19 protein-coding genes and 2 pseudogenes are annotated in these 21,529 nt (G+C 30.2%); 8 read left to right on the top strand and 13 right to left on the bottom strand.

Features of this window, described 5'->3' with window-relative positions; translation table 11 throughout:
* On the top strand, positions 1–515 hold a 515-nt coding region (locus E2558_RS12175), incomplete at its 5' end, for an IS6-like element IS257 family transposase (protein ID WP_135789039.1).
* 109 nt (positions 516–624) lie between these two features.
* On the opposite strand, the gene zwf is transcribed toward E2558_RS12175, so the two are convergent.
* The 3 genes from zwf to E2558_RS12160 form a co-directional block, all read right to left on the bottom strand.
* A complete protein-coding gene (zwf, locus tag E2558_RS12170; RefSeq protein WP_000360133.1) occupies positions 625–2,085 on the bottom strand; it encodes a glucose-6-phosphate dehydrogenase in 1,461 nt (486 codons plus the stop codon).
* A gap of 63 nt (positions 2,086–2,148) precedes the next feature.
* The gene (gene gndA, locus E2558_RS12165; RefSeq protein ID WP_000097595.1) at positions 2,149–3,555 is read right to left on the bottom strand and encodes an NADP-dependent phosphogluconate dehydrogenase; all 1,407 of its coding nucleotides are present in this window, start codon (positions 3,553–3,555) and stop codon (positions 2,149–2,151) included.
* 31 nt (positions 3,556–3,586) lie between these two features.
* On the bottom strand, positions 3,587–4,918 hold the full coding sequence (locus E2558_RS12160; protein WP_000148861.1) for a glucose-6-phosphate isomerase: 1,332 nt from the start codon (positions 4,916–4,918) through the stop codon (positions 3,587–3,589).
* Positions 4,919–5,118: 200 nt separating this feature from the next.
* On the opposite strand from E2558_RS12160, the gene hxlA reads away from it, so the two are divergent.
* The 3 genes from hxlA to E2558_RS12145 all read left to right on the top strand — a co-directional run bounded on the left by hxlA (position 5,119) and on the right by E2558_RS12145 (position 6,723).
* Positions 5,119–5,751, top strand: coding sequence for a 3-hexulose-6-phosphate synthase (gene hxlA, locus E2558_RS12155; protein ID WP_000422872.1), 633 nt, complete (start codon positions 5,119–5,121; stop codon positions 5,749–5,751).
* A 2-nt stretch (positions 5,752–5,753) separates the two neighbouring features.
* Positions 5,754–6,302, top strand: coding sequence for a 6-phospho-3-hexuloisomerase (gene hxlB, locus E2558_RS12150; RefSeq protein ID WP_001826328.1), 549 nt, complete (start codon positions 5,754–5,756; stop codon positions 6,300–6,302).
* An 88-nt stretch (positions 6,303–6,390) separates the two neighbouring features.
* Positions 6,391–6,723 carry a winged helix-turn-helix transcriptional regulator gene (locus E2558_RS12145; protein WP_002505086.1) on the top strand — a complete coding sequence of 111 codons (333 nt, stop codon included), beginning with the start codon at positions 6,391–6,393 and terminating at the stop codon, positions 6,721–6,723.
* Positions 6,724–6,887: 164 nt separating this feature from the next.
* On the opposite strand, the gene E2558_RS12140 is transcribed toward E2558_RS12145, so the two are convergent.
* Together E2558_RS12140 and E2558_RS12135 are read right to left on the bottom strand one after the other, a co-directional pair.
* Positions 6,888–7,562, bottom strand: a complete 675-nt coding sequence (locus E2558_RS12140; RefSeq protein ID WP_135789038.1) for an IS6 family transposase — start codon at positions 7,560–7,562, stop codon at positions 6,888–6,890.
* A 263-nt stretch (positions 7,563–7,825) separates the two neighbouring features.
* Positions 7,826–7,921, bottom strand: coding sequence for a type I toxin-antitoxin system Fst family toxin (locus E2558_RS12135; RefSeq protein WP_000493114.1), 96 nt, complete (start codon positions 7,919–7,921; stop codon positions 7,826–7,828).
* 291 nt (positions 7,922–8,212) lie between these two features.
* Here E2558_RS12135 and E2558_RS12130 point away from each other — a divergent pair, with 291 nt between their 5' ends.
* A complete protein-coding gene (locus tag E2558_RS12130; protein WP_002489619.1) occupies positions 8,213–9,175 on the top strand; it encodes an ATP-binding protein in 963 nt (320 codons plus the stop codon).
* A 168-nt stretch (positions 9,176–9,343) separates the two neighbouring features.
* Here E2558_RS12130 and E2558_RS12410 read toward each other — a convergent pair whose 3' ends face one another.
* Positions 9,344–9,496, bottom strand: coding sequence for a hypothetical protein (locus E2558_RS12410; protein ID WP_002489624.1), 153 nt, complete (start codon positions 9,494–9,496; stop codon positions 9,344–9,346).
* 1,854 nt (positions 9,497–11,350) lie between these two features.
* Complete coding sequence (locus E2558_RS12120; RefSeq protein WP_001829877.1) at positions 11,351–12,286, bottom strand: replication initiator protein A; 936 nt, start codon at positions 12,284–12,286, stop codon at positions 11,351–11,353.
* Between the two features lie 439 nt (positions 12,287–12,725).
* Between E2558_RS12120 and E2558_RS12115 the strand changes: the two genes are divergently transcribed.
* Positions 12,726–13,493, top strand: coding sequence for a DUF536 domain-containing protein (locus E2558_RS12115; RefSeq protein ID WP_001829872.1), 768 nt, complete (start codon positions 12,726–12,728; stop codon positions 13,491–13,493).
* Between the two features lie 124 nt (positions 13,494–13,617).
* Here E2558_RS12115 and E2558_RS12630 read toward each other — a convergent pair.
* The 3 genes and pseudogenes from E2558_RS12630 to qac all read right to left on the bottom strand — a co-directional run.
* A pseudogene (locus E2558_RS12630) lies at positions 13,618–13,752 on the bottom strand (HAD hydrolase family protein); the annotation flags it as partial.
* A 63-nt stretch (positions 13,753–13,815) separates the two neighbouring features.
* Positions 13,816–14,376 carry a hypothetical protein gene (locus E2558_RS12105; protein ID WP_001077893.1) on the bottom strand — a complete coding sequence of 187 codons (561 nt, stop codon included), beginning with the start codon at positions 14,374–14,376 and terminating at the stop codon, positions 13,816–13,818.
* Positions 14,377–14,580: 204 nt separating this feature from the next.
* On the bottom strand, positions 14,581–16,125 hold the full coding sequence (gene qac / locus E2558_RS12100) for a QacA/B family quaternary ammonium compound efflux MFS transporter (RefSeq protein ID WP_002449598.1): 1,545 nt from the start codon (positions 16,123–16,125) through the stop codon (positions 14,581–14,583).
* A gap of 177 nt (positions 16,126–16,302) precedes the next feature.
* On the opposite strand from qac, the gene qacR reads away from it, so the two are divergent.
* Complete coding sequence (qacR, locus tag E2558_RS12095) at positions 16,303–16,869, top strand: multidrug-binding transcriptional regulator QacR (RefSeq protein ID WP_001832666.1); 567 nt, start codon at positions 16,303–16,305, stop codon at positions 16,867–16,869.
* A 209-nt stretch (positions 16,870–17,078) separates the two neighbouring features.
* Here qacR and E2558_RS12090 read toward each other — a convergent pair whose 3' ends face one another.
* The 3 genes from E2558_RS12090 to msr(A) form a co-directional block, all read right to left on the bottom strand.
* Positions 17,079–17,687 carry a recombinase family protein gene (locus tag E2558_RS12090; RefSeq protein WP_000583527.1) on the bottom strand — a complete coding sequence of 203 codons (609 nt, stop codon included), beginning with the start codon at positions 17,685–17,687 and terminating at the stop codon, positions 17,079–17,081.
* Between the two features lie 485 nt (positions 17,688–18,172).
* Positions 18,173–19,072 (bottom strand): Mph(C) family macrolide 2'-phosphotransferase, encoded by a 900-nt coding sequence (locus tag E2558_RS12085; RefSeq protein ID WP_000196697.1) that lies wholly within the window; start codon positions 19,070–19,072, stop codon positions 18,173–18,175.
* 98 nt (positions 19,073–19,170) lie between these two features.
* On the bottom strand, positions 19,171–20,637 hold the full coding sequence (gene msr(A) / locus E2558_RS12080) for an ABC-F type ribosomal protection protein Msr(A) (protein ID WP_000438873.1): 1,467 nt from the start codon (positions 20,635–20,637) through the stop codon (positions 19,171–19,173).
* A 473-nt stretch (positions 20,638–21,110) separates the two neighbouring features.
* Between msr(A) and E2558_RS12075 the strand changes: the two are divergent.
* A pseudogene (locus E2558_RS12075) lies at positions 21,111–21,529 on the top strand (IS6-like element IS257 family transposase); the annotation flags it as partial.

Genomic DNA, 21,529 nt, shown 5'->3' with positions numbered 1-21,529 from the left:
ATGCCCCAATTTTGTATCAAATTTGGAAGAAAAAGCATAAAAAAGCTTATTACAAATGGCGTATTGATGAGACGTACATCAAAATAAAAGGAAAATGGAGCTATTTATATCGTGCCATTGATGCAGAGGGACATACATTAGATATTTGGTTGCGTAAGCAACGAGATAATCATTCAGCATATGCGTTTATCAAACGTCTCATTAAACAATTTGGTAAACCTCAAAAGGTAATTACAGATCAGGCACCTTCAACGAAAGTAGCAATAGCTAAAGTAATTAAAGCTTTTAAACTTAAACCTGACTGTCATTGTACATCGAAATATCTGAATAACCTCATTGAGCAAGATCACCGTCATATTAAAGTAAGAAAGACAAGATATCAAAGTATCAATACGGCAAAGAATACTTTAAAAGGTATTGAATGTATTTACGCTCTATATAAAAAGAACCGCAGATCTCTTCAGATCTACGGATTTTCGCCATGCCACGAAATTAGGGATATGTTAGCCAGTTAAGGGAACAACGACATGATAAAATGGTAGTTAGCTATATTTTTCTAACTTTGCAACAGAACCAGAATATTCATTTAACTCCTCCTATATAGTGTTTTGCAATATTTACGTTTTATAGATTATTCCACCATTCAAAGTTATCTTGTTTAAGTAATTGATCGCTTTCTTTAGGTCCAAAACTTCCTGGTTTATACTGTGGTATTGTTACGTTAGATTTTTTCCATTCAGTACTTATATAATCTATAAATTCCCATGATTGTTTAAGTTCTTCCCAATGTACAAAATTAGTTTGATTTCCTATTAAAGCATCACATATAAGTGATTCATAAGCATCCACTACTTGGTTTTTATCTATTGAGTTATAAATTTTCATATTATGACTTCTATTATTTCTATTTGATTTATTTTCATAAATATATAGTGATATTTTGGCATTAGGTTCTATATTTATTACCAGTAAATTACAATCAGTATCCTCATTATTATTTTCATATCTTAATGTATTATTGTTTTTTTTGAATTCTATAACAATCTCTGTTGCTTTTTTACCTAAGCGTTTCCCCGTACGAATATAAAATGGAGTCCCTTCCCATCTTCTATTATTGATAAGTACTTTTCCTGCTACAAATGTTTCTGTTGTTGAATCACTATCAACACCTTTTTCTTCATGATATGACATTATCGGAGTTTCATTAATAATACCATTAATATATTGTCCTCTAACAAAATATTTGTGTACATCAGCCCCTTTCAAAAATTTTATATTGTTTAAAAGTTCGATTTTTTTTAGTCTAATATCTTTACTATTTCTGCTTTCGGGTTTCTCCATAGCAATAAGAGTAAGTATTTGTAGTGCATGATTTTGCACCATATCTTTAAGCGCTCCTGTAGAATCATAGTATTGGCCTCTATCTTCAATGCCTAAAGTTTCCGATAGAGTTATTTGAACATTTGATATATACTTGTTGTTCCACAATGGTTCAAATATTGTATTACCAAAACGTAAAGATTCAATATTTTGCACCATCTCTTTACCTAGATAATGATCTATTCTAAATATTTCTTCTTCTTTAAAATACTGTCTTATGTGTTTATTTAAGTCTTCAGCAGATTTCAAATCTTTTCCAAATGGTTTTTCGATTATTAATCTTGAAAATCCATTTGTATCAGAAAGACCTGATTGGCTTATGCTTTGAGTTATAATTTTAAAAAATTGAGGATTCATTGCTAAGTAAAATAATCTATTGCCATCCAAACAATATTTTTTATCAATATCATTGGAAAGTTCCTTTAATTTATTCCAACTTGTTTTATCTTCAACATTTTGTTGAAAGTAAAATATGTTATCTAAAAATAAGTTCACCATTTCAAAATTTTCTCGGCTTAATAAAATTTGTTTTACTTTACTTCTATATTCTTCATCACTTATATCCTCTAAACCCGTAGAAATGATAACTAATTTCTTAAAGTGACCCTTTTTATAAAGATTAAAAATAGAAGGTAGCAATTTCCTGTAACTTAAATCTCCTGTTCCGCCAAATATTGTTATTAATGATGATAAATTTTTATCCAAAGCAGTTCCCCCCTTTTACTTGATTAGCTAGTTTCTGGTTTTCATTCCGTAACAGTAATTATATTACTCTTCATCCCATTGTGTGTGGAACACACCTTCATGATCTTTACGTTCATAAGTATGTGCACCAAAATAGTCACGTTGTGCTTGGATAAGATTAGCAGGTAAATCTTCAGAACGATAACTATCATAGTAGTTCACACTTGCAGAGAATCCTGGTGTTGGTACACCGTTTTTAACGCCTGTTGCTACGACGTCTCTTAATGCCTCTTGGTAATCTGTAACAATATTTTTGAAGTATGGATCTAATAATAAGTTTTCAAGTTCTGGATTATTATCGTAAGCATCTTTAATTTTTTGTAAGAATTGTGCACGAATGATACAACCCTCACGCCAAATCATTGCAAGATCACCTAATTTTAAGTTCCATTCGTGATCTTCGCTCGCTTTTCTCATTTGCGCAAAGCCTTGAGCGTAAGAACAAATCTTACTCATATATAATGCTTTTCTGATTTTTTCTAAGAATTCTTCTTTATTACCATCAAATGAAGCTTGTGGTCCATTTAATGATTTAGACGCGTTAACACGTTCTTCTTTAATGGATGAAATGAAACGAGCAAATACTGATTCAGTGATAATTGTTAATGGAATTCCTAATTCTAATGCATTAATAGAAGTCCACTTACCTGTACCTTTTTGACCAGCAGTATCTAATATTTTTTCTACTAAAGGTTCATTATTTTCATCTAATTCAGTGAAAATATCACCAGTAATTTCTATTAAGTAACTTTCGAGTTCTCCAGCATTCCAATCTTTGAATGTTTGAGAAATTTCAGTATGACTCATACCTAATAAGTCTTTCATCATTGCATAACTTTCAGCGATTAATTGCATATCTGCATATTCAATACCGTTATGGACCATTTTCACATAATGACCTGCACCATTTGGGCCAATGTATGTTACGCAAGATGCGCCATCTTGCGCTTTAGCTGAAATGGCATCTAAGATATCACTGACTTTATTATAAGCGGCTTCTTGACCGCCAGGCATTAATGAAGGACCAGTTAAAGCGCCTACTTCACCACCTGAAACGCCCATACCGATGAAATTAACGCCACTTTCAGCTAATGCTTTATTTCGACGAATTGTATCTTGATAGTTTGTATTACCACCATCAATTAAAATATCATCATCATCTAACAGCGGAAGTAGTGTATTTATCATATTATCCGTAGGACTCCCGGCCTTAATCATCAACAAAATTTTACGGGGTTTTTCTAATGAATCTACAAATTCTTTCAAGTTATACGCAGGATATATCTTTTGATAATGAGACTTTTGAATAGTATCATTAATTTCATTATTATCTCTACTATGAATACTCACAGAATATTTCTTATCCTCGATGTTCCACGCAAGATTTTTCCCCATAACACCTAAACCTAAAATTCCAATATTACTAGACATTGTATCCTCTCATTTCTTTATAGTTTATAACCTACAATCTTGCTTCAAGATCTTTTTTCATATCTTCAAATCCTGGTTTACCAAGTAAAGCAAACATATTTTGTTTATACGCTTCTACACCAGGTTGATTGAATGGATTGACGCCTAATTGATAACCACTCATAGCACATACGAGTTCAAAGAAGTACACGACATAGCCAAATGTTTCTTCATCTAATTGTGGAATATTAACAACGATATTAGGTACGCCACCATCAGTATGTGCTAATAATGTACCTTCAAATGCTTTTGTATTAACTTCATCAATTGTTTTACCAGCAAGATAATTTAATCCATCTAAATCGTCACTATCTTCTTCAATAGTAAGATCATGTTTTGGATGATTCACTTTAACAACTGTTTCAAATAAGAAACGACGACCTTCTTGAACGTATTGTCCTAATGAATGTAAATCAGTAGTGTAGTTAGCACTTGAAGGATAAATACCTTTAAAGTCTTTACCTTCTGATTCACCAAATAATTGTTTCCACCATTCATTGAAATATTGCATTGACGGTTCATAGTTGATAAGCATTTCAGTTGTATAACCTTTGCTATATAGAAGGTTACGGATTGTTGCATATTGATAAGCAATATTTTCTTCTAATTTGTCAGAAGATAATTCTTTACGTGCTTTTGCTGCACCAATCATCATCGCTTCAATATTAATACCTGCAGCTGCGATTGGTAATAAACCTACAGCAGTTAACACTGAATAACGGCCACCTACATCATCAGGAACTACAAATGTTTCATAACCTTCATTTGTAGCTAATTGTTTTAATGCACCTTTTTGTTTATCTGTTGTAGCAAAGATACGTTTTTTAGCTTCTTCTTTGCCATATTTACTCTCAACTAATTGTTTGAATAAACGGAATGCAACTGCTGGTTCTGTAGTTGTACCAGATTTAGAAATGACGTTTACAGAGAAATCTTTGTCAGCTAAATAATCTACTAATTCTTTTGTATAGCTTGATGATAAATGGTTACCTACAAAAACAATTTCAGGATAGTCATTATTTGTTCTAAATGAAGATGTTAGCATTTCAATAGCAGCACGTGCACCAAGGTATGAGCCACCAATACCAATAACAACTAACACGTCAGAATTTGCTTTAATACGTTTAGAAGCTTCTACAATTCTTGAAAACTCTTCTTTATCATAATCAACTGGAAGGTCTACCCAACCCAAGAAATCATTTCCTGCACCAGTTCCTCCATGTATCGTTTTGTGTAATGTCTTCACGATATCTTTTTGTTGTTCTAATTCATGTTCTCCAAAAAATTCTAAAGTCTTACCATAATCTAATTGAATATGAGTCATCTAAAAAGCCTCCAAATTTGTAATTATTAGTCTTATATTTACAATTCCAACTGTACACTACAGTGTAATATTATTCATACTGAAAAAATAGTCACCCCCTTTAGATAAGCTGACATTCCCTATATGCCAATTTTGTCAGTATTGATTTATTGATAATTATGTCAAAATAAAGGTATAAATTAATGAAAGGATGAATTATCGTGGAATTACAATTAGCTATTGATTTATTAAATAAAGAAGAAGCAGCAGAATTAGCGAAAAAAGTAGAAGAATATGTTGATATTGTAGAAATTGGTACACCAATTGTGATTAACGAAGGTTTACCTGCCGTTCAACATTTAAATGAAAATATAAGCAATGCTAAAGTATTAGCAGACTTAAAAATCATGGATGCAGCAGACTATGAAGTAAGCCAAGCTGTTAAATTCGGCGCTGATGTTGTAACAATTTTAGGTGTAGCAGAAGATGCGTCAATTAAAGCAGCAGTTGAAGAAGCACATAAAAATAACAAACAATTATTAGTAGATATGATTGCTGTTCAAGATTTAGAAAAACGTGCGAAAGAATTAGATGAAATGGGTGCTGACTATATTGCAGTGCACACTGGTTATGATTTACAAGCTGAAGGACAATCTCCATTAGATAGCTTACGTAAAGTTAAATCAGTAATTAAAAATTCTAAAGTCGCAGTTGCTGGTGGTATTAAACCAGATACAATTAAAGAAATTGTTGCAGAAGAACCTGACTTAGTAATTGTTGGTGGCGGTATCGCAAATGCTGATGACCCTGTAGAAGCAGCTAAACAATGTCGTGACGCTATTGAAGGTAAATAATGATGACAACTTTTAATCATTATCAATTAATTTTAGATGAGTTAAAGGGCACTTTATCTCATGTTAAAGATGAAGAATTTGATGGGTTTGTATCAGAAGTAACTGAAGCATCACGCATATTTATTGCAGGTAAGGGGCGTTCTGGATTCGTTGCAAACAGTTTTGCAATGAGACTCAATCAATTAGGAAAGCAAGCATTTGTCATTGGCGAATCAACAACACCATCAATTCAAAAAGATGATTTATTTATTGTAATTTCTGGTTCAGGCTCAACAGAACATCTTCGCTTATTAGCAGAAAAAGCGAAATCAGTTGATGCAAAAGTGGTATTACTAACAACTAAACTAGATTCTGCAATTGGTGAAATTGCAGACACAGTAGTTGAATTACCAGCAGGTACAAAACACGATGCTACTGGGTCTGATCAACCGTTAGGTAGTTTGTTTGAACAATCATCACAAATCTTTTTAGATAGTGTAGTCATTGGACTAATGACACAATTAGATGTTGAGGAAACAACTATGCAAAATAATCATGCCAATTTAGAATAGATATAAATAAGCAGTTAATGCGGAAGATTATATAATCTTCCGCATTAACAATGTAAATTCTAATATATAGAAGAAAGAAGGATGAAAATTGTATTATAAAGGAAAAGAATTTTTCACTTCTAAAGATTTAGCTTTATGTGTTATCGGAGGAAAGTGGAAGATCCCTATAATTTTTCATTTACTTCAAGACAAAGTATTGAGATTAAGTGAGCTACAAAAAAAGTTGCCGCATGTCAATCAAAGGATGCTAATAAGACAACTTAGAGAATTAGAAGAGGACCAAATTATTGAAAGACATATTTATTCTGTAGTTCCCCCAAAAGTGGAGTATAAGCTGACATCTATAGGCTACAAGCTAGATAAGGTGGTTTATGCAATATGCGAATGGGGTGATTTATTCAAGGATGAAATAATACATTAAAAAGTTCTGGTGCAAATTAAAAATAAAGTTAACTACTCTCTTATAATGTAAGTATTCAATTAGCTGACTAACATGTATTAATTTCGCCGTTCTATGAAATTAAGGGTTCTGTTGCAAAGTTAGAAAAATATAGCTAATCACCATTTTATTGTGTCAGTCTTCGCCTAACCAGCTAACATATAACTAATTTCGTGGCATGGTGAAAATCCGTAGATCTGAAGAGACCTACGGTTCTTTTTATATAATCCGTAAATACATTCAATGCCTTTGAGTGTATTTTTTGCCGTATTGACACTTTGATATCTTGTCTTTCTCACCTTAATGTGACGATGATCTTGTTCAATGAGGTTATTGAGATATTTAGATGTGCAATGACAGTTAGGTTTCAGCTTAAACACTTTAATTATTTTAGCCATGGCTACCTTCGTTGAAGGTGCTTGATCTGTAATTATCATTTGAGGTTTACCGAATTGTTTAATAAGGCGCTTAATAAACGCATATGCTGATTGATGATCTCGTTTTTTGCGTAACCAAATATCTAATGTATGTCCATCTGCATCAATGGCACGATATAAATAGCTCCATTTTCCTTTTATTTTGATGTACGTCTCATCAATACGCCATTTGTAATAAGCTTTTTTATGCTTTTTCTTCCAAATTTGATACAAAATTGGGGCATATTCTTGAACCCAACGGTAGACTGTTGAATGATGAACGTTTACACCACGTTCCCTTAATATTTCAGATATATCACGATAACTCAATGCATATCTTAGATAGTAGCCAACGGCTACAGTGATAACATCTTTGTTAAATTGTTTATATCTGAAATAGTTCATACAGAAGACTCCTTTTTGTTAAAATTATACTATAAATCTAACTTTGCAACAGAACCATATAATTAATCTTAAAAACGAGCTTTAATAATGAATACTTTGAATCATGATAAAATATTTATTAAATACATTTTTGCATTCCTCTATTAACCAGTGTTATAATTTGATTAACAAATAGTGTACTAACATGATAAACACCGAGCCCGATAACTACTGCGAATAGTTATCGGGCTCTTTTGGTGTATTAGCTATATGTCGCCGCTAAATTATTTTTCACGATTATTCAGCCAATGAGAAAATAACGTGAGTATAACTCCTACTATGATAGGAGCTATAATAGTTACAAATAGTGTACTGAACATGATGTCACCTCCTTCCATGCTAAATACAGCACAGAAGTGAACGACGACCTTTGTATTATATCATTTCTAATAATTGTGTTACAGATGCCTTCTGATAAGTCGTTTTATGTCTAAATAAACATTAAAAAGTAACAATAACAAACTTGATTTTAGTAAAATATAAATAACCTCAAATTTTTTAAATCATTCAAGTTAATGTACAAGTGTCTATCCCTATTAAAAAAAGAACGTTATTTCTATATAGTATCAAGACAAGAAGAAACTCGCTTAAAATTCAAGGAGAAAATAATCATGACTATTGAAAATGAAATCAAAGAAATTTTAAAAGAACTACCAAACGAAAATAGCAGATTAGACTACAAACAAATAGAGTATACAAAAGAAAAAAAAGACGAATTTATTAAAGATATCCTTGCTATGTTAAATAGCATAGATTCTTATAACGAAAATAAATTTATAATCTTTGGAGTAAGTGATGATAAAAAAATAATAGGATTAAAAAAAGAAATGTTCGACGATGGACATTATCAAAATATTATTGACGTATATGTCAAACCGAGACCAAAAATAGAAACCGGTCAAATAGAATATAACGATAAAAAAGTAGGATACATAGCTATAAACTCTAATAATTTAGAAACACCTTACGAATTAAAAAAAGAACTAAAAATAAAAAAATCATCTTTATTCGAGGGTCTATCCTTTATAAGAAAAGGTAGTACTAATACTCCTATACTCCAAGAAGAAAGAGAAAGACTAATACTAAAAAAAACCGAAAAAAATCCAAATAACAAAAACTTATTCACAGCGTTAAATCAAAAAGATCATGCAAGCAAAGAATTATACTACAAAGATAAGAGCGAAAGAGGAACTAAAAAAGTAGACCCTTCGAATAACAACGGAGAGTTTACAATTGGAGAACTATCATACGAATTCAAAATGAGATTGCAAGTTGCTTCTAACGAAATAGCAAGAATTATGGAAGCAGGTACAATAAAAATAGCTAGAATAAAAAATTACAAAGACAACGATATTTATTATGAATTACAAGAAAATTTAAAAAACCCTGAAAATATAATAAAAAGACTAGATACTAGTAGCTGGATTAGAGATTTCACTATAAAAGATTTAGCAATATTAATAAATAATCACGGTAGAATAGCAGAAATAATTTTCAAAGAAATAAAATCAGAAAGTCATGGAAGCGAAAGAAACCTAATAGAAATCGAATGGAATATCCCAGAAATCAACTAAGATTTATTTATTCCAATTGCTTTATTGACGTTGAGCCTCGAACCCTTAACAATCCCAAAACTTGTCGAATAATCGGTTTAATAGCTCACGCTATGCTGACATTCGTCTACAAGTTTAGTTAAGGGTTCTTCTCAACGCACAATAAATTTCTTCAGTATAAATGCGTGTCTAATTTCCATTTTTATCTAACTTTCTACCAAGTAAAAGTCCAATAACCACTCCTAAAAATGCCCCTAAAGGACCTGCAAAAACAAAAAGAATAGATGCCAAAATCATAGGTTGTGAAAAAGTATTTGAATTATTTTTTAAAAAATCAATCATCAAAAACTCTTCTTTTTAATAAAAATTATCATAGGAGTTATCAAATTTTAAATACCCTATTTACAATTTTAAAATACTTTTTAAAGTGTTTAGGTGTTCTTTATACATTTTTAATTTAAAGACTCATAAAACGCAAATGTGAACTAAATTTAAAAATCGAATATGATTTTGACTTACAAAACTGCTTTGAGCTATTTCTATATGGTAGTAAATCAAAACATTATATTTATAATTTTGGAATAAAAGAGCTACGAAAAATTCAAGAATTGAAATCAATTTCAAGTTACTTGTGATAAATATACTCATCAATATTTCTTCAAAAGTATCTTCTATATGTCGTTCATTTTTATGATTTTAGATATTTACGGAATCATAAAAAGTCAAAAAATAATATTTTGGAGTATGAGCATTCAATGAATCTTATTACGTATTTTATCGTTTTTTATAAATTTTTAAATTAATAAAAAGCTAAAATAAGTTTCATTTCGAATCACTTTTTAATCAAATTGAGCATAGAAAAGTACAGAAATTGTTTTATTCTTTCCTTTTTTCTTTGAACTTAAAAACAAATAATGTGATCAATATTGAATTCGATATTGATCAAAAGGTATTTCATCAAATTCAAAAAGTAAAACAAATGAATGAATTGCTTAGATTACTTTTGAGTGATTTTATTTTCGATATTAATACTAAAAGTAGGAGTCTTAAGAGTCTTTGGTTGAAAAAATTAAGACTCTTAAGAGTCTCGACGACGACTGAAGCCTATGAAATCAACAAAAAAAGGAGTCTTCAGACAATTCAAAATGGTCTTGTAACAATTGTAAAGAGTCTGTAATAAAGTATCATATTACACCCTCTAATTCAATGTATAAGAATGCTTATAATCACCTTTATATAAAGCTTTTAAGCTATTTATGGTGAACAATTGAGTAGAACGAATAAAAGGTAAATCTTTCAGCTATGCTGAATACCACCGAAGGTGGTACTAGATTTCCTTATGCTCATGTCAAATACTCTTTAAAAAGACTCCCATGTTTGTAATATTTCCAAAAACAAAACGTGCTTTAAGACAAAAGTGGCTATTTTCTTGTTCACTTTTTACTTTAAGTGCTTATTTTTATTTTCAAGATAACCATTGTTAGTAAAATGATTGAAGATAAAAAAAGAGAAAACTAAGTAAAAATATTTACTTAGTTTGGGATAGAAAAAATTCAAATTTAAAATTATATTCGATCCATGTCTTGAACATTAACGACTTACTTTTTGTTTATGATGTATATCAATTGAATCTGAATTTTGATTTTTTGGAATAATAAATTCAACCTTTTCTTTCCAATCTTTAACAAAATAAATGACAAAAACGATTTTATTAAGTCACTTTTATAACTACGAAAGATTGCTAAAGAATATAAAAACGGTTAGTATTTTTATAATTTTTAAAGTTAAAACAACGTTAAATGATCATTTTATTTTTCATCTTATGCGACATGTTTGAGCCATTTTCAAATGAATAATAACCATTTATAGAAAAAATAGGACTAAAACAGAAACGTTTTAGTCCTACCTACTTGTTTAACTACAGTTCATTTTCAGATTTACTCAATTGCCATTGAAGATAAAGTTCGACTGCAGTTAAAAGAACATTAATCATTGCCAAAGTAACTTTAATCTTTTTCTTAGTACTCATAAGTCTTCCTCCTTTCTTTAATAGCAGCATGCTATATTGTGATATTGTGTTGATCTTATTTTGTTATCCCCTCCCTTACCTTTCGTTTGATCTAGGTGGTTGCCTTAGCAACCACTTGTAAATAAAAAAAGAGAACATCTATTTAAAGATGCTCTCTAATTGAATCATTATTGATTAAATAAAGAAGTGATTGGTAAATGATCACGTCGTTTATTAAGCGTATGCATTTCAGCGAATTCAGACTTAAGGGATTTCATTAAGTACCCTTGCATGGCTTCAACGGTTTCATTTTTTTGAATAAGCATAGCTTTGAAACGTTTAAGAACATGAAGTATTTCTATTTCCATATCTTCTAATAAGTAATATGTATCAATAGAATTATTAAAGGACGTCTTGGCTTTTAATAATACAGGTTTGATGATTTTAATTTCATTTACAGAAAAGTTACTTAAATACCTTTGAATACTTTGAGGTAGTTCTTCGAGTAATTGGAATTTTAAAGCTTCATTATTAAAGTTTGAATTGTTGTGATTTGAATGATTTGTATGATTACTAGGAAAAGTTAGCTTATTATCATTCAAATCATTCGTATCATTACTCTCAGTTTTAATATAATCAGTATCATTATTCTCAGTATCATTAGACTGTGAATTTGGAAGTTCTTGACCACTTAAATTCACAGTTCTAGAACTTCCAAATTCATTGTTCTGGAACTGTGAATTTGGAAGTTCCTTGCTATGACTGGCTTTAATGTCATAATTAGGTTTTAATAAATATAATCTATTTGGTTTATTAAGGCCAACACGTTCTTGAGTTAATAAATTAAAACTTATTAACTCTTTTTTTAATTTTATAATTTTTTGTTCTGCATAACCTAAGTATTCGCACAAATGTTTATTACTGAAAATAAAGTAAATGTTATTATTTTTATCTACCCATTCATTTTGGATGGATAATTCAAAGCGATCTTTTAATAACGCATACATAATTTTGGCTTCCGCCGACATTTTTTTAAAATATGCATCTTCGAATAAATATTTAGGTAGTTGATAAAACCTTTCAGTTTTTACTTGTGATAAATTGTATTTTTCAAAATTGGGCATAATAAAAACCTCATTTCCATTTTTAGGATTGAGGTAATAAAACAATTTTTACGTAAGTTATATGTTTTGTGCTTGCACTTAGATGATTAGATAGATATAATACAAGTATCAAAAAATATATAAACAAACGAGTGCGAATCGTTTTATTACCGAGAGTCAATGCTACGCCAATAGCATTGACTCTTTTAGTATTTATAAAGCAATATTAACACTTTTAAGAAAGTATATAAAGAGTTTTAAATGTAGTTAAAAGCACATTGCCATGGCAAAATGTGTAGTTCATTGTTTTAGTACCTAATTAAGCTCCAAAAACATATTATAGGTAGCTAATTAGGTGCATATGTAGTAAATAGGTAGTAAATTTAGTGGTAATTGATGAAATAAAATTCATTAGGTGGTAAAATTTAGGTACTAAATTAGGTACCTAAGGGTGGATGTTATGAGAACTATTAAAATGGTTGCTGATGAATTAGGTGTAACTAAACAAACTATTGTTAATAATGCTAAAAGTTTAAATATAACTTTTGAAAAAGAAAATGGGATTAATTATATTGATGATAATGATTATTTGAAAATTATAGAAAAAATTACTAAGAAAGAGAGTACAATCCAAAATAAAGAATCAGTAAAAAAAGAATTGTTTGGTGAAAATACTGCAAAATCAGAAAAGAATATATATAATAATTCAAATAGTTCTGAGACATTAAAAACAAAAGTAAACGAATTAGAAAAGCAAATAGAAATCTTTGAAACTAGAGCTAAAAATGATGAAAAATATATTGAGAATTTAACTAAGCAATTAGATCAACAAAATAGCAATGTTAATACGTTAAATAAATTGTTGGAGAATCAACAAATATTAGCTTTAGAAAGCAATAAAAAAATTCAAAAACTAGAAAGTCAATTAGAAGAAGAAAGACAGCTTAATTATTCTTTTGATACAGCGACGAATAATAGACAAAATATTAATCCGCAAGAAGCAACTTTTACTGAAGAATCGCAAAATATCAACCAACAACAAACAAAGCGTCAACCAACAGAAGTAAATTACAAGGATATAGCCGAAGAGAAAAAGAATGACAGTACAGATGAAGGTGAATTAACAAAAGAGGATAAGTTCGTTGAAGAAACGAAGAATGATCCTGATGATAATAGGGAGGTAGAACCACCTAAAAAGGGATTTTGGAGTCGATTCTTCGGTAATTAAAAATGAATATAAAAGGTGTATCAAGGGAGTATAAATCTTTGATACACCTTTTATAGTGATGAAACTTCTGATAATCATCAGTTATGTTAAACTCTAACAAAAACTAAATTATCAGAAGAATTATCTAGGGTATTAAACATAGGTAAATCAATTTTCTATCGCCAATAGTATAAACATCATCCATATTAATCTGAAGATAGCTACATAATTCTTTAACAGCATAGCCTTTATTTGTATAAGGCGCCATAAACTCTATTAAATATGGTTTGTTTTGAGGTTTCTATGTTTAATCATTTAATTTTTCATTATATAAATCGAATAATTATAAAAAGTCATCATACTTTTTATTTTTTAAAAATATTTGAAAATTTAATAGTAATCCAATTATAAGATCAAATATCATTATCATTATAATCAAGGCAACTATAATCACTGTGACACTCGTTACATAACAAGCTAGTAATCTCCAGATAAAATTGACATTTTCACCAATTCCATAACTTAACATATTACAAAGTAGTAAAAGAATAATAATACCTATACTGTAAATTAAAATTGTCAGTGTATATTTTTTAATAACTCTATTAGGAAACAATAGTTCATCTATTAGGTTCTTTTTCACCAGTATCTCTCGTTCAATTCTATCTTTGTCACAGATTTTGATTTTACTATTTTTTATTTTTTCCTCTAATAAAATAACCTCGAACGATCTGCTAATTTTTAATAAATATGCAGGAAAAGCTAATGTTAAGCATAATGTAATTAATTCATTTACATTGTTCATGTAACTTATAAAATAGATGAAAGTTGCTACTAGTGCTCCTAAAAATATAGTTATATTAAGTTCTACATCAAATATTTTAAAAATATCTGCTCTATTCATCAGTTAATCATCCTTTCAAGGTTTATTAATACTAATAAATTATTAGATATAGGTATATCATATTATTAATTTAAGAAATTGTCTTTTATAATTTTACTTAATAATAAAAAAGTAGAACCATTTAAAATTAATGGTTCTACTTTTTAACTATTACTAATTTTAAAAATAAACTAATCTACAATATCTAAAAATATATGTTTAGTACTATTTTTGTTTAGTTATATCAAGTGATTTGGGAATTAACAAATAGACAACTATTGAAATGATAATCATGATAATCCCACCTACTAAAGCAGTTGCTACAAAAGCATCATTAAATGATGTTACAGCCTCGTTTGCAAGCTGTTTTATCCCCGTAGCTTTAGCTACTTCGACAGCGCCCACTACAGATTCTTCAGCTACATGAGCTAAATCTCCAACTATACCTTTTGATGAAAAAGATGAAATATCTAAAAATACACGATAAAGCATAGAAGATAGGCTACCAAGTACTGCTACACCAAAAACATTTCCAAGGTCATACATAGACTCTTCAACAGCAGCTGCATTACCTGCTTTTGATGTAGGTGTTTCTAACATTATTAGAGCAGATGCAACTGCTAGTGAAGCCGTACCAGCTCCAACTAAAATTAATGCTAAAGCCATTGTAGAATATGATAATGGATGACCAAAGAAATACATAATAAACATGCCAATGGCTGCAATTCCAATTCCGGAAGGTAACACTATTTTCGGTCCAAATCGCGCCGCTAATCCGGGTGCAATTGGTGCAAACACCATATCTCCTATTGCCATAGGTAATAGGTATAAGCCAGCTTTAAAAGGAGAAAGTTCTTCCACAACCTGTAACCATTGTGAAGCTAATAACAAAACAGATGTCATTGCAAACATTGTCATAAATGCAGCAATTGTACCAGCTGAAAATGATCTCTTTTTAAAAAGTCTTACGTCTAACATTGGATCAGAACTTGATAAATTACGTTTAACAAATATCACTATCATGGTAATTGCTAATACTATTACAACCCATGGAATAATATCTGCTAGTCCTTCTTTTGAAAATTCTTTGATACTCCATACCAGTCCAATCATGCCTGCAATTGATAAAATTGTAGAAGGAATATCCCACGAGTGAGACTTTTCTTTTGATAACTTAGACTCTGGTAATAAAAATAAACCTGCTACAACTGCTATTATCACAAACGGTACATTAATTAAAAATGCCGAGTGCCATGAAAATTGCTCAAGTAAAGCTCCTCCGATAATTGGTCCAAAAACAGCACCTATCGATGAAACGATTGACCATACAGCTAATGCAGTGGCCCTTTCTTTAGGGTTTTCAAAAATTACTCTTATCATTGAAAGAGTAGTTGGCATTATTAAAGCACCTGCAATACCAAGTAAAAATCGAATAGCTATTACGAACTCTGCACTTTCTGCGAAAAATATAGCTAATGAAACGAGGCCAAATAAAGCAAATCCAGTTAATAATGCTTTTTTTCTTCCCCATTTATCAGCAAAGGCACTCAATGGAATTATAAAGCCAGCTAAAACAAGAGAGTATATATCAACTATCCATAACTGTTGGGTACCAGAAGGCTCTAACTCTCTTACTAATTCCGGTAAAGCCATAATTAATATTGTCATATCCATTGTAACAACAAACAAACTAACAGCTAATACTACTAGTGCAGTCCATCTTTTTTTTGATGTCATCATATCAGTAGTTTTTGTAAAAAATGAAATCATTTAAGTTCCCTCCAATCCTTATAGACCGTTCGACCGGTCTATAAGGATTATAATCTATTTTTTTACATATTACAACAAAAAATCTTGCGAAATTTAAATGGCTGTATTGTGTTATACAATTATTCTTTGAATTTTTTGTGCTATCATTGATAGTACTTAATACTCATTAAAGGCGTGATGAACTTGAAAGATAAAATACTAGGTGTCGCAAAGGAATTATTTATAAAAAATGGATATAATGCCACTACTACTGGAGAAATTGTTAAATTATCAGAAAGTAGTAAAGGGAATCTTTATTATCACTTTAAAACAAAAGAAAATCTATTTTTAGAAATTTTAAATATAGAAGAATCTAAATGGCAAGAACAGTGGAAAAAGGAACAAATCAAATGTAAAACTAATAGAGAAAAATTTTATTTATATAATGAACTATCTTTAACAACCGAATACTATTATCCACTTCAAAACGCAATAATTGAATTTTGCACTGAATATTATAAAACTAATAGCATTAATGAAAAAATGAATAAATTAGAAAACAAATATATAGATGCTTATCATGTAATTTTTAAGGAGGGTAATTTAAATGGCGAATGGTGTATTAATGATGTTAATGCTGTTAGTAAAATAGCAGCAAACGCTGTTAATGGAATTGTTACCTTTACACATGAACAAAATATTAATGAAAGAATTAAACTTATGAACAAGTTCTCTCAAATTTTTTTAAATGGACTTAGTAAATAATTATATATATATTCTTGAAATACCAATAAATATTATTTCTAAATTACGTTCATTATTGATAAAAAATTTAAATAGTATTACTACACAAAAAGAGAGTGCGAATTCGCACTCTCTTTTTTCTTGTATAATTATTAAAAGATCATTTCAATAATATAATATGAGTTTTGAGACTCTGTGAGAGCCTCTTATTTGCATTGACGACCCATTTATCAAGATGATCCCTTATCATGCTTAATTCTATAAACTGTCTGTCTTGTGATATTAACTTCTTTCGCAATCTTACTAATTGCTTTCCCTTCTTCTAACATTTCCACCACGCGATGATAAATAATACGTTTCTGTGGGTCTTTGGCATTTGGTGAATAAAGTAAGGGGCGCCCTTTATATACGCCTTTTTCCTTCGCAACTTGAATTCCTTGCGCTTGTCGACGTTTACTTTCATTTCTCTCTTGTTCTGAAACCATTGCTAAAATTTGAACGATTAAATCTTTCATAAACTTATCCAGTAATGGATTGCCAATCACTTCATTCATCATAGGTAAGCTGGTAATCATTAACTGAACGTCTTTCTCTTTTAAATAACTCACAGTTTCAATAATTTCATCATAATCACGTCCCAAACGATCAATAGATTCCACAACGAATCGATCTCCCATTCTGACAAAATTGAGTGCTTCTTGAAATACAGGTCTATTTTCCACTGACTTTCCCGACTGTTTCTCTGTAAAGATTTTCTCCACACCAAACGTCTTTAAATTATCCAATTGTCTTTCTAAATTTTGATCTATCGATGATACTCTCGCATAACCTATAATCATTCATCTTCACTCCATAATTAATATACACCCTAATCATACGTTCTAATTGCGATAATTTCAACAACTTATTTTGTATGATTAGGGTGTACTCAAAGTGTACATATCTATAATTAAAACTTACTAAAAATAAATATAGATTTTTTCTTTGTAACAGAACCGTTCATTTGAAGGTCATCTCTATCATAAATATTTAAATTAACTAAAAATTTTAATCATCTGTTTAATACTTATGAAATGTATTTACGGTAGGTATTAAAATTGATGAAATTTATATAAGTGCTTTCAATGAAAATGACCGTTTATTTATCCTCCTGATTTAAGGAGTTAGAAATTTCGAAAACGATTCTTTCCATTTGTTGCATTTGTTCCATGTCCAGATATTTAATACATTATAGAAAACCAAAGACCATCACTAATTAAACGCAGTTTTAAAATTTCATCAGGATTGCCTTCGTCTTTAAAATGGGCCTCTTTTAATATAAGTTCTACTCTTTCATACCTAACTCTTTCAATGCCATCGTTTCATACGCCGATTCTCCTGATTCCATAGCAAACTCAGCGATAAACATTGGGAATACTGCATTGAGTTCTATTATATGCTCTTTCATTCGTGGCCATATTTCACCTCCAGCTTTACCGTATGCTGTTATAAGTTGCTCTAATCCTTCGTCGTCGAATACACGATGGTGTCCTATAAAGTCCATTGATGGGTCGGAGTGGGTTGCTTCAGTCCAGTCTATGAGACCTGTGACGTTTGCTTGGTTATCTACCATTATATGTCCTGGATGTAAGTCCCCATGTATCATGGTCGCATGTCGAGGCCATAGTTCGTCGTTTTCTAACCATTGTTTCCATCTGTTCCATAATTCATCTGATACGCCATAAGTTTCTTTAACTTTATTCATTCTTCTTTGAAAGTCATTTTTTATTTCTTGTATGGTTTTGATATTTATATGCTGAACGTTAATGTTTTCTTCTGGTATGTTGTGTAAATCTACGAGTGTTTCAGCTAATGTGTTAATAAAGTTTTCTGGTAATGGTTTGTGTTCAATTTCCCATACATAATTTTGTATTTCTGGATCTATTGTGGCTGCGGGTTTACCTGTAAGTTTTGGGTAAGCAATAAGGTCTTTTGCATGTACTTTCCACTTCGGTATTTCAAATGAAACATTCTTCTGTAAGAAGTCTACCGTTTGTTTTTCGGGTTTTGTTCGTTTATAAACGTCAGGTCTTCTTGGTAGTCTCAAAACCCATTCTACTCCATGTTTATCTTTTCCAAATGCAACTTGAAAATCAAGTCCCGATTCATTCAATGAGATTGTTTGAGGTTGGATGTGTAATTGATATTTTTCTGCACATTTAATAATTTCATTATGTCGAGTCATTTTATTGGATCCTTATTTCTATTATATTTTTCTTGTGAACGTATTTTTTATATTGATATAAATGAACCTAATATTCAATATAAATTAGTGTATAGTTTTTAAGTTATATCATGAATAGATTGTCCTGTTAATTCCCATTTTTTATCTGATACATGTTTAACAAACCTTGTATCATGTGATGTAAACAAAATGATTCCAGGATATTTATTCATAAACATTTCTAATGCTTCTAATGTTTTAATATCTAAAAAATTAGTTGGTTCATCCAAAATTAACATATTCGCTTTCGTTGAAAATAATACTGCTAACGATAATTTCGTTCTTTCCCCACCACTCAAAACATTACAAGAACGATCAAGTGCTTCATTTAAACCCAAGTTATTTAAAATAGCTCTACTGAATGATTCTGATGAATCCGTTTCATCCATTAAATATTGCAATAATGAAACGTCACGCATGTCTTCATAAGCAAGTTGACGATAGTATGCCATTTGCACTTTAGGAGAACAATCAATTCCCTCTATTTGGTGGTAAATAGCTTCAAGTAAAGTTGTCTTACCTACACCATTTGCACCTACGAGCGCTATATTTTTGCCATATGGTATTTGGAATCGTACTTGTGTTAGCAGTTTTTGACTTCCTTTAACCAATGTTAGATTTTGTGCAATGATTGGATAATTATTATGGATATCATAAATTTTATTTTGTGGGAAATTGAATTCATGATAACTTTGTGGTTTTTCAACTTCTTCCAAATGTTCCATTCTTTTTTCAATATGCTTAGCTTGTTTTTGAGCAGCCTTCTCAACCGTGCCTTTTTGTTTTGATGCACTTAAACGATCTGGTGCTATACTTTTGTTTTTTTGTTTTGATGATGCTTGTGCCATTTGTTGCGCTTGATTTCGTTTAGCTTTACTGGCTTGGGACAATCTTTGTTTTTCACTTATATACTGTTCATATTGACGTTGTTGTTCTAACTGTTCTTGTTCATATTGATTTTGATACTGTGTGTAATTACCTTTAAACACTCTTATTGTGCCATCTTCTTGTATATCCCAAATTGTGTCAGCAATTTGGTCTATAAGTGCTCTATCATGACTTACTATAATTAAAGTACCATAGTAATATTTTAAAATATTTTTCAGATAATCTTTACCAATTTTATCCAAGTGATTTGTAGGTTCATCTAAAAGTAATATCGGACTATAATTTGATATGACATTAGCTAATTTATATTTTGCTTTTTCACCACCACTCATACTGTCGGTTGTATGCATAGGTATATGGAGTTCACTCATTAAACTACCGTCTAACGTGTTAAAATCATTTTCCACATCCATGTTAAGCTGTTCAAAATATTGAATTTCGCCAACCGTTTCAACTGTTCCAGATTCTGGTTTTGTTTTTTGAGCAATCATATTTAGTAATGTGGTTTTGCCAGTACCATTACCCCCAATAAGTGCTATTTTTTCAAATTGGTAAGCGTAAAGATGACCGATGTTAAGTGATCGTAAATCTGTCAATTTATGATTGATTTGGTTAAATTTAATTGTATATTGTTCCATATTTATACACTCCTTGTATATTTAAAGGACGTGTACGCAAAAAAATGAGACAGGCTACTCCCGTCTCATTCACATTACACTTTCAAACACTTAAAAATTTATTATGATGTTTTAGTATTTGAAAGCGTTTATTATTCCTATCGAAGGATAAAAAATGACATAAGTCATCCTATGAGTGTGTATTGCGGACAAGCCTTTTTGAATTAATTTAGTTTTGTATTCAAAAAGGTTTATTTGAGTCTCATAGAAGCTGTCATTTTAATCCTCCTTCATCGATAAAATAGTAATGTTAATATAACATTTTGTTGGTTTTTTTACAATATATCTCTAAGTAGAAAGATTATATAACAAAAGTATAAAAATACAATTTTAGATTGATTATACATCTCCTTAATTTAGAGTGTACTCATAAAATACGGTTCTGTTGCAAAGTTGAATTTATAATATAATTTTAACAAAAAGGAGTCTTCTGTATGAACTATTTCAGATATAAACAATTTAACAAAGATGTTATCACTGTAGCCGTTGGCTACTATCTAAGATATGCATTGAGTTATCGTGATATATCTGAAATATTAAGGGAACGTGGTGTAAACGTTCATCATTCAACAGTCTACCGTTGGGTTCAAGAATATGCCCCAATTTTGTATCAAATTTGGAAGAAAAAGCATAAAAAAGCTTATTACAAATGGCGTATTGATGAGACGTACATCAAAATAAAAGGAAAATGGAGCTATTTATATCGTGCCATTGATGCAGAGGGACATACATTAGATATTTGGTTGCGTAAGCAAGAGATAATCATTCAGCATATGCGTTTATCAAACGTCTCATTAAACAATTTGGTAAACCTCAAAAGGTAATTACAGATCAGGCACCTTCAACGAAGGTA

Origin of the sequence: Staphylococcus pragensis (genome assembly GCF_004785665.1) — a bacterium.
Classification (GTDB): Bacteria; Bacillota; Bacilli; order Staphylococcales; family Staphylococcaceae; genus Staphylococcus; species Staphylococcus pragensis.
The sequence above is the reverse complement of the archived record's forward strand: the minus strand, read 5'-3'. Positions and strand labels throughout refer to the sequence as shown.